The organism is Almyronema sp., from assembly GCF_052168255.1.
Lineage (GTDB): Bacteria > Cyanobacteriota > Cyanobacteriia > Phormidesmidales > Phormidesmidaceae > Sphaerothrix > Sphaerothrix epifaneia.
The window spans coordinates 21,584-30,068 of sequence record NZ_JBQLZL010000098.1 but is presented as its reverse complement, the minus strand read 5'-3'; the positions used below and the strand labels follow the sequence as shown (position 1 = coordinate 30,068).

Annotated in this window: 9 protein-coding genes; 5 read left to right on the top strand and 4 right to left on the bottom strand. The window is 51.0% G+C overall.

Annotated elements, in window-relative coordinates; genetic code table 11:
- Positions 1–318 precede the first annotated feature (318 nt).
- Positions 319–1,758, bottom strand: a complete 1,440-nt coding sequence (locus ACTS3T_RS20435; RefSeq protein WP_462935491.1) for a tetratricopeptide repeat protein — start codon at positions 1,756–1,758, stop codon at positions 319–321.
- 358 nt (positions 1,759–2,116) lie between these two features.
- Between ACTS3T_RS20435 and ACTS3T_RS20430 the strand changes: the two genes are divergently transcribed.
- A complete protein-coding gene (locus tag ACTS3T_RS20430) occupies positions 2,117–2,482 on the top strand; it encodes a hypothetical protein (protein WP_462935490.1) in 366 nt (121 codons plus the stop codon).
- A 7-nt stretch (positions 2,483–2,489) separates the two neighbouring features.
- On the opposite strand, the gene ACTS3T_RS20425 is transcribed toward ACTS3T_RS20430, so the two are convergent.
- Positions 2,490–3,284 carry an SDR family NAD(P)-dependent oxidoreductase gene (locus tag ACTS3T_RS20425; protein ID WP_462935489.1) on the bottom strand — a complete coding sequence of 265 codons (795 nt, stop codon included), beginning with the start codon at positions 3,282–3,284 and terminating at the stop codon, positions 2,490–2,492.
- Positions 3,285–3,421: 137 nt separating this feature from the next.
- Between ACTS3T_RS20425 and ACTS3T_RS20420 the strand changes: the two genes are divergently transcribed.
- The 4 genes from ACTS3T_RS20420 (at position 3,422) to ACTS3T_RS20405 (ending at position 5,745) form a co-directional block, all read left to right on the top strand.
- Positions 3,422–3,601 carry a hypothetical protein gene (locus ACTS3T_RS20420; protein WP_462935488.1) on the top strand — a complete coding sequence of 60 codons (180 nt, stop codon included), beginning with the start codon at positions 3,422–3,424 and terminating at the stop codon, positions 3,599–3,601.
- Positions 3,602–3,617: 16 nt separating this feature from the next.
- Positions 3,618–4,346: a DUF1995 family protein gene (locus ACTS3T_RS20415; protein WP_462935487.1), complete on the top strand. Its 729-nt coding sequence runs from the start codon at positions 3,618–3,620 to the stop codon at positions 4,344–4,346.
- Positions 4,347–4,470: 124 nt separating this feature from the next.
- Positions 4,471–5,055 (top strand): LURP-one-related/scramblase family protein, encoded by a 585-nt coding sequence (locus tag ACTS3T_RS20410; protein ID WP_462935500.1) that lies wholly within the window; start codon positions 4,471–4,473, stop codon positions 5,053–5,055.
- A gap of 102 nt (positions 5,056–5,157) precedes the next feature.
- Positions 5,158–5,745 carry a GIY-YIG nuclease family protein gene (locus ACTS3T_RS20405; protein ID WP_462935486.1) on the top strand — a complete coding sequence of 196 codons (588 nt, stop codon included), beginning with the start codon at positions 5,158–5,160 and terminating at the stop codon, positions 5,743–5,745.
- On the opposite strand, the gene ACTS3T_RS20400 is transcribed toward ACTS3T_RS20405, so the two are convergent.
- Both ACTS3T_RS20400 and ACTS3T_RS20395 read right to left on the bottom strand, forming a co-directional pair.
- Positions 5,746–6,738 carry a pentapeptide repeat-containing protein gene (locus ACTS3T_RS20400; protein ID WP_462935485.1) on the bottom strand — a complete coding sequence of 331 codons (993 nt, stop codon included), beginning with the start codon at positions 6,736–6,738 and terminating at the stop codon, positions 5,746–5,748.
- On the bottom strand, positions 6,735–8,480 hold the full coding sequence (locus ACTS3T_RS20395) for an adenylate/guanylate cyclase domain-containing protein (protein WP_462935484.1): 1,746 nt from the start codon (positions 8,478–8,480) through the stop codon (positions 6,735–6,737). Before ACTS3T_RS20395 ends, ACTS3T_RS20400 begins: the two co-directional genes overlap by 4 nt.
- Positions 8,481–8,485: the final 5 nt, after the last annotated feature.

Genomic DNA, 8,485 nt, shown 5'->3' with positions numbered 1-8,485 from the left:
CGCTGCCAGCAGTCGCCGAATAGTGGCTGCTGGCTTAGCAAAAAACTGCCAAAATTCTTTCTGGATAAAATTTCGCAAATACTTAAGTGGCTTCTGTGAAATTTCTAAATAGTTTCAATTGATACAGAGGTGCGTAGCCAAAAGTCTAGCCCCCTTCGTGCCGAAGGTATTCCAGAGTCTACACCGATTGCAGGTTTAGCAGCCCTTGGCTTCTTTGGCCTGCTGCTTAAAAAAGTTAACTAATGAGGTTGCAAGGTTGACTCGCAGTGGATGGGCATAAACAGAGTTCTTTGCCCATCCACTTATGACAAAACTGTTCTAAAGCTGACTCATAATGTCTAAGACATCGCGGTAGCCTTGGGCATTGCCAGTCGATAGGTAAAGATCCGAAGCCCGCTGCAAGTCAATTCTGGCTCCCTGAGTGTTGCCCAAGCGCAACTGTGCAAAAGCCCGGTTGTAATAAACTTCAGCATCTTCTACATCCCCGCGAATGACACGCGTGTAATCGTCATAGGCGCGCTGATAGTTGCCAATGCTATTAAACACATCGCCTCTCGCCCTAAAGGCTTCAATATTCGTTGGCTGTAGGTCGATCGCTTGTGTATAGTCAGCCAAAGCATTTTGCCGATCGCCTAATGCAATCCAGGCATCGCCTCGGCCTTTGTAAGCTTGAGAATACCCCGGATCAATAAAGATAGCTTCGGCATAGTCAGCGACGGCTCCTACTTCATCGTTAGCCGCTAGGCGAACATCAGCCCGTCGTTTATAGGCTTCTGCCGACTGCGGATCAATCGCCAGAACCCGACCAAAATCTTCGAGGGCTGCTTGGGTATTGCCTTGCTCGGCCAGTAAAATGCCCCGGTTGAGGTAGGCTTCTACATAATCGGCGTTAATTAAAATTGCCCGATCAAGTTCTTCGATAGCTCGTTGCGGGCGATTTTGCGCCACGTAGACAAAGCTACGGTTAAAGCGGGCTTCGGCGGAGTCAGGGTCAAAGCGAACCGCTAAGTCTAAATCTTCGAGGGCTTTGTCATACTGCCCCAAGGCGTAGTAAGAGGCTCCACGACCAATATGAGCTTCGAGGTTGCGTCGTTGCCGCTGGCGGCGGATATCAATAGCTTGGGTAAAATCAGCGATCGCTGATCGATGCTCACCTAGCTCAGCATAGGCATCAGCCCGGTGTAGATAGGCTTCGGCTGAACCGGGTTCTAACTCAAGTGCTGCGGTAAAGTCATCAATGGCGGTTGAGTAGTTGCCAAAGCTAGCATCGACATAGCCACGATAAAGATAGGCGCGGAAATAGGTGGGATCGTAAGCTAATGCCTGGTCAAAGTCTTGAATAGCTCGTCTGTTGTCGTCGGTTTTGTAATAGATGTAGCCCCGTAAAAAATAAGCTGGAGCCAGATCAGGTTTGAGCGCCAACGACCGATTGACATTAGCCAAAGCTGTATTCCAGTCTTCTAGCAAGGCATAGGAAGCCCCGCGATAGCCATAGGCTTCAGCATAATTAGGATTCAGCGCGATCGCTTGATCTAAAACCGCAATCGACGCTTCGTAGTCACCGTCTTCAAACAGCTCAACCCCTCGGTTATACAGTTCAATAGGGTTCGGGAGCGGTTCGGGTTCAGCAACGTCAACCTCCTCCTCCATCACTTCTGACTCAGGCGGAGGGGTTTCTTGAGCGAACGCCTTGAACGGAAGGCCGCCTAGCAAAACAGCGCCGGCCAAAATCACAACAGCGTTGCGGATATCCTTCATACTGCCACCTAGAAGTTATAGACTGAGCGATCGCCAGCGACGAGCACTATCGCGCTTATCATAGGCCAGCGGAGACAAATTAGAACAAAATTGAGCTAAGAATCGTCACAAAGTCCCTGACAATTTAGGACTACAGGCTACCCGCTTTTGCTCCTTGTGATAACAAAGTCATGACAAACGAGCTAAAAAGGCTGGCGCAACTGGCTCCAAAGGTCTTTGCCAGGGTTGTCATACTGGTTAATAGAGCCATTGTTGTAGCCAAAGGCAGCGGGTTTCAGCGCCTGCGGCTATAGCAATACCTCAGCCTAAACAGGCTGGTCATTGCTCGGCTGTCCTTTCTTAAAAGTCTTTTAACCAGATGCGACGATCGCTGATAATTGTTTGCTTTGGCCTCGCCCTCTTGTTGGCGATCGCCTTACCCGCTATTAGCCAACTCGATTCAGGCTTAAACTCCCGCGTCACCCGCCTAGAATTTGATCTACAAAACGTGAGAACTCGTCTGAGCCAGCTAGAATCACAGGCAACTCGTACGCGACCCGCCCCGGCTAGACCCCCCAGTTTGCCTGCTGCTCCCCCGGCTAGCCCTCTAGAGCCTTCACTAGCAGAACAGTTTGATAACTTAGCCACGCTAGCGATCGAGCTGAAGCAGCGGGTGGTTCAGCTCGAAAACCGGGTTGACCAGCTAGAATCTCCCGCCGCCCGTCGCTCCAGCAATTTGCCTTAACCAGTCGCTAAAAAGCTGCGCTAATACAGCCGCCTTCAACCCGCAACGGTGCGCCATTGGTGGCAGCCGCTAGTGGGCTGGCTACATAGACCACCAAGTTAGCCACTTCTTCAGGGGTGGCAAAGCGCTGAATTAAAGAAGTAGGGCGGGTTTTTTGAAAGAATTCAGCTTCGACGGTTTCTACCTCCTTACCCTGGGTATCGGCCATGCGTTCGACAAACTCGCTCACGCCTTCTGAATAGGTTGGCCCTGCTAGCACCGAGTTGACGGTAACCTGAGTTCCGGCAGTAGTTTCGGCTAGGCCACGGGCGATCGCAATTTGAGCAGCTTTGGTCATGCCATAATGCACCATCGGCCCTGGAATATGGACGCCAGACTCGCTAGAAATAAAGATAATGCGGCCCCAGTTGCGCTGCTTCATTTTCGGCAGGTAAGCCCGCGACAGCCGTACACCGCTCATAACGTTAACCTGATAAAAGTTAAGCCACTCCTCATCGGTGATGTCTTCAAAGGGTTTGGGTTCATAAATCCCCACGTTGTTGACCAAAATATCCACTGCTGGAAACTGGTCTGTCACCTTGGCGGCTCCTGCCGCTGTACTCAAATCAGCCGCAATCCCCATGAGCTTACCTGAAACCCCTGACGATTGCAGTTGAGCGATCGCGGCGTCAATCCGCTCTTGCTGACGGCTGTTGAGAATCACAGTTGCCCCTTCTTTAGCCAGCCCAGCCGCGATCGCGTAACCAATTCCGGCAGTTGAGCCAGAAACCAAAGCCGTTTTGTCGCTCAGTTGCAAATCCATAAAATTGGTGAGGAAAGGAATAGGCCAATCCTAGCGAGCGACTACGGCTAAGAAATCCTACTCTAGCCAGAAAGTATAGCTAAGGGTAGAGGGCAGAGAGCAGCAGGAAAGCTTTCCATGTCAGGAGCCTTCAGCCCTTGAAGTGTCTCAGCCCTTGTGGTTATTGCGATCGCCCCCCGGTGGCTACGGGCGGCTGTCTGACGCAACGCTGGCAAGTTGATTCTCAAACGCTTTCGGCGGAAAATAAAAGTCCCGTGCTAGGGTGGCGCAAACCAACGCCCAAACTGGCTAAACCGATGATTAAAAAGCTGTGTTGAAACATTTTTAAAAGCTATGGCTGAACTTCCTAAGACGCTCGAAGCCGCGATCGCCCAAGCGCAAACCGCAACCCAGAATGCGATTCAAGCTGGCCTCAGCCGCATTGTGGTTGACCTGGCTTTTCCAGAACTGCAAATTATGCCAGTCGCCCAGCAGTTTTATCCCTTGTTTGAGCAGATGGGGCTACAGTTTACCGTGTTCTTTCCGGATGCGGGGGCAGCGGCGCTTGCCAAACGCGATTGGGGCAATCCAGCTTTTACCATTCGAGGACTGGGCGAAATTAGAGGCCAGTTAGCTGCTGACGACGAGTTATTTTTGGTGGTAGAACCCTCTGCCGTAGAAGTGGCGCAAGTAGAAAAGGTGGTCGAAAACGCCTTAGGACGACCCGTTGTTATTCTCAACCCTAGGCTTGAAGACGTCGCCACCATCGGCATTGGCTATGCAGGACGGCAGTTGCGCGATCGCTTTCTCAGCACGCTAGAAACAAGCTACTACCTCAAACCTCTAGAAGGCGCTGCCATTCAACGGTCTTATCCCGGGGGATGGCAAGTTTGGCAAGAAGACGCTGACGATAATTACACCCTCCTGGCTGAACTTCCCGAACGACCGTCTAGTGAAGTTTTAGACCAGGTTTTAGCGGGTCAATCTGCCACCGATGCGGCGGCTCAGTCGGCGACTCAGAAACCGCCCCGCAAAGGATTTTTGACGGAGCTACAGCAGTTTATTCGTGCCCTGACGCAGTAAACGCTCATTCCCAACAACATTTTGTAAAAAATATCCCCCAACTGAAAACTAGCTAGGCGTATCGGTCATCATCTAGGGAATTTCTAAAGTAAGCCTTGATGACGCGACTAAGGAGCGCCGTATGCTGCAATACCCTTTGACCCTTACGTTCAAGTTTTGGGCGCTAGCGCCGCAAATTTTAGTGACTGATGCTTCGGGAAATGTCGTTTTTTATATTCGCCAGAAACTTTTTAAGCTGAAAGAAGCGATTGGCGTGTTTGCTGACCCTGAGCAAACGCAGCTACGCTACGAAATTAAAGCCGATCGAATCTTAGATTTTTCAGCCCGCTATGCTTTTACCGACCCCTATCAGCGCGAAGTTGGAGCGGTGAAACGTCACGGCTGGCGCTCTATTTGGCGGGCTCGCTACGATATTTTTAAGCAAGATGCGGTTACCTTCACCATCAGTGAGAAAAATCCCTGGGTCAAGGTGATGGATTCGCTCTTTGCCGAAATTCCGCTTGTGGGCATTTTCACTGGCTATGTGTTTAACCCTAGCTATTTGGTCAGTCGCTCTGAAGGCAGTGTGGTCATGCGTTTGGAGAAGCAACCTGCCTTTTTCTCGCGCATTTTTACGATCAAAAAAACCGATATGCTAGATGAGCAAGAAGAAATTAGAATTTTGCTAAGCCTGCTCATGATGATTTTGCTGGAGCGACGACGCGGCTAGGACGACGCTTTAGTCACTTTTTATCTGTTTGCTGCTCTACTGGTAGCGTCTGCTAAAGTTAAAGACGCTACCAGTAGAGTTTTGTTTGAGGCAAATGCAGTGATGCCACAGCAACCTTCGCTGTTATCTTATGCAGCCGATCAGGCCGCTCGGTTGTCGAGCTATGCAAATGCTCACCCTGGTTTAACCCTGAGTGCGGCTGAACTAGACACCTGGAAACAACGGATTTTTCGGTTTCAGCAACAGGTGCAACCAGCGACGGCTCCTGTGCAGATTGATTTGTTTGAGCCAGCCGCGATCGCGGCTGGAGCCGAGAATCTTGATCCGTTTGGGCTACGGCCTCAAAATGTTGAGTTTTGGCGCTGGCAGTTTGATGACTTGGGGGTGGCGGCTTTGTACTTTGTCGTAGATGCTGAGCTGCCAATTTTGCTTTATGTGGGTGAAACGGTGAAGTCAAATCAGCGCTGGAAAGGAGTCCACGACTGTAAGCGCTACATCTTAAATTATGTTTCCTGCCACAACCAGCTAGGTTTGCCGACAGCGGTTAATATTGGCTTCTGGTGCAACGCCCCTGAGGATCGCAAAGCTCGCCAGCAACTCGAACGAGATTTGATTTATCAGTGGCGATCGCCGTTCAATAAAGAAAACTGGCAGCACTGGGCCACGCCGTTTGTAGGAGAGAAAGTGTAGCTAGGGATGGGTGCTGCCGTCAGGGAGTGTCGCCCCGGTCAACGTGGCTCCGGTTAAATCGGCGCTGCTCAGTTCGGCGCGTGTCAGCAGCGCGGCTGTTAAATTAGCGTCTACTAGCTTTGCCCGCGCCAAATAGGCGTCTACTAGCAAGGCATAACTCAGGTTGGCTCCGCTAAAGTTAGCCCGACTCAAATCAGTGCGGCTGAGGCGTGCTTTTGTGAGATTGGCCGCGCTCAAATCGGCACTATTGAGTTTTGCTTCTACCAAGTTGGCTTCCGCTAAAATCACCTGCGCCAGGTTAGCTTCCATCAGCTGCGATCGCTGCATTTTAACCGCTGTTAAGTTGGCTTCAGCCAGGTTTGCCCCAATCAACAAAGCATCACTCAAAGAAGCCTGGGCTAAGTTAGCGCCTTGCAGCTTAGCGCCGCTGAGGTCGGCGTCACGCAGAAAAGCCTCGCTGAGGTTGGCTCCGCGCAAATCCGCATTAGCCAGATCAGCGCCGCGCAGGTTAGCGCCTTGCAGGTCGGCCTGTCGGAGGTTAGCCCCGCGCAGATAAGCTCTGCCGTTGCGGTTTTCTTGTCGGAGGTTAGCCCCGCGCAAACAAGCCCCGGTCAGATTGGCACCGCTGAGATTAACGTCTCTGAGGTCAGCATCTATTAAGTTAGCATCGAGCAAATTAGCCAAACTCAAATCAGCCCCATATAGGGCTGCGCCCTGCAAGCTGGCACCGTGCAAATCGGCGTCGCTCAAATTAGCTTGCACCAAATTGGCCTGATTGAGGTTCGCACCTGCTAGTCGCGCCCGCATTAAGTTGGCCTGACAAAAGTTGACTCGACTGAGGTAAGCCAGCATCAAGTTGGCATTTTCTAAATCGGCTTTAGCCAGATTTGCCCCAATTAGATCGACTTTTTCCAGTTGAGCACTGACTAGATTAATGCCCCGAAAATCAATGGCTCCAGCGGCGTAGCGCTCCAACAAATTACTGATAGTCATACGGGATAGTAGGGTTTCATCACCCGCGCGATCGCACCCGCTACTTGCACATTTTCGTCGGTGCTATCTAAGCAATGAGCTAAAATAGTCAACCTGCTTTCAAGGTCGGCAAAGGTTTGGCAATAGTCAAAAGTTTCTTTCAGCAAGTCTTCTAGGGTTTTAGTGCGCAGCGATCGCCACTCTGGTTCAGTAAAGCTAAACGGCCCGTAGACGCAAGACAACAGCAAAATTTTCGCCCGTAAGGGATTGGTGTACTTCAAAATTTCCAAACGCAAAGGAAAGAGGTTGCTGCGATCTTGGGGGCCGCTAGCCACCTCAACGGCTGAGTCTACCTCACTTTGAGCGACTCGTAAGCCACTGTAATGAGCCTGAGTTGCGCCGCCTACAGCAGAGTTGGCAAAAGGTTCTAGTCGAGTTGCGGCGGCTTTAGCCTGTTCCGAACATCTTGTGAATGCGCCCAAACTGGTGGGGTCTAGCTGAGATTGGGCATAGAGGGGATGGAAAGCCTTGATCAAGGTATTGGCAACAGGTCGATACTCAGCCTGACGATTGAGCTGTCTGACAATGCGACTGAGTCGATACTTTAAGTCTTTAGGGGTGGGGGTTAACTGGTGAACCTGCTCAACTAAATCCACCAGGTTGAGCTGAGACAAGGTCTGAGAATTGTTTTCCCAAACATCATGACCAATACAGTAGAGCAGCTTGGTTAGCCGTAGCCGATGCAGCGATTGTTCAATGATTTGAGCGATCGCTTGATAGCTACTGGCGGGGGAACCTGCTTCTAGCTGAGTGGCTTCATTCATTACCAGTCCGGTGGCGGTAACGGGGCTGGGGTAAAGCGGTTCTACTTGGGTGACGATGATATCGGCGACTGCGCCATAGATTTGCTGACGATTGAGGCCAGAAACAGTGCGGCTGATGGCTTGTTTGAGGGCATCTAAGGTTGGATAGCGATCGAGTAAAGTTTGTAATAACTCTTTGAGTTCAAACTTGGCTAAGATAGCAGGATCGTTTTCCCAACCGTTCTGACAGGTGCCAAAAAGCAGCTTTTTGATGCGACGGCTGTTGGCATGCTGCTTGAGCGCCTGCACAGTGGCATCTAAAGGGGTATCAAAGTTGAGGGGCGTGGCTTCTGTCAGATCTTCACACTGAGGCCGCCTTCTAGCGTAGGGCGCAATTTGATAAACCGAAATGGCTTGACGAATATTTTTGAGCTGCAAGGGGCCAACAAAGGAAGCTTGCAACGACAACGGTACTTTAACCACATCGTAAATGGTTTGCGAAATACAAATGCCGCCAGGTTCAGCTTGATGCTGTAGCCGAGCCGCGATGTTAACACCGTTACCCATCACGTCTGACTGGCTAAAAAAGACATCGCCTAAATGAATGCCAATGCGGTGCTCAAGCGGCTGTTCGCTGAGATCGATCGCCTGCCGTTCAGCCAAGCGCTTTTGGATTTTGAGCGCACATGTCACGGCCTGAACAGCGCTGACAAAAGACATCAAGAGGCCATCGCCCGTTGATTTGAGCACTTTTCCTTCGGCCTGCTGGCAAACCTCTTCCATCAGTTGGAGGTCTTGGCAGATGAGCTTCAGCGTCAATTCTTCATTTACTGACATGCGCGCACTGAAACCGACTGCATCAGTCAACATAATGGCTGCAAGTGCCCGCTGACCTTCAACTCTCACAGCAGCGACATTTTCCATGCGTAGATAGAAAGCTGAATAACCCGTCTTTAGCATGCCCG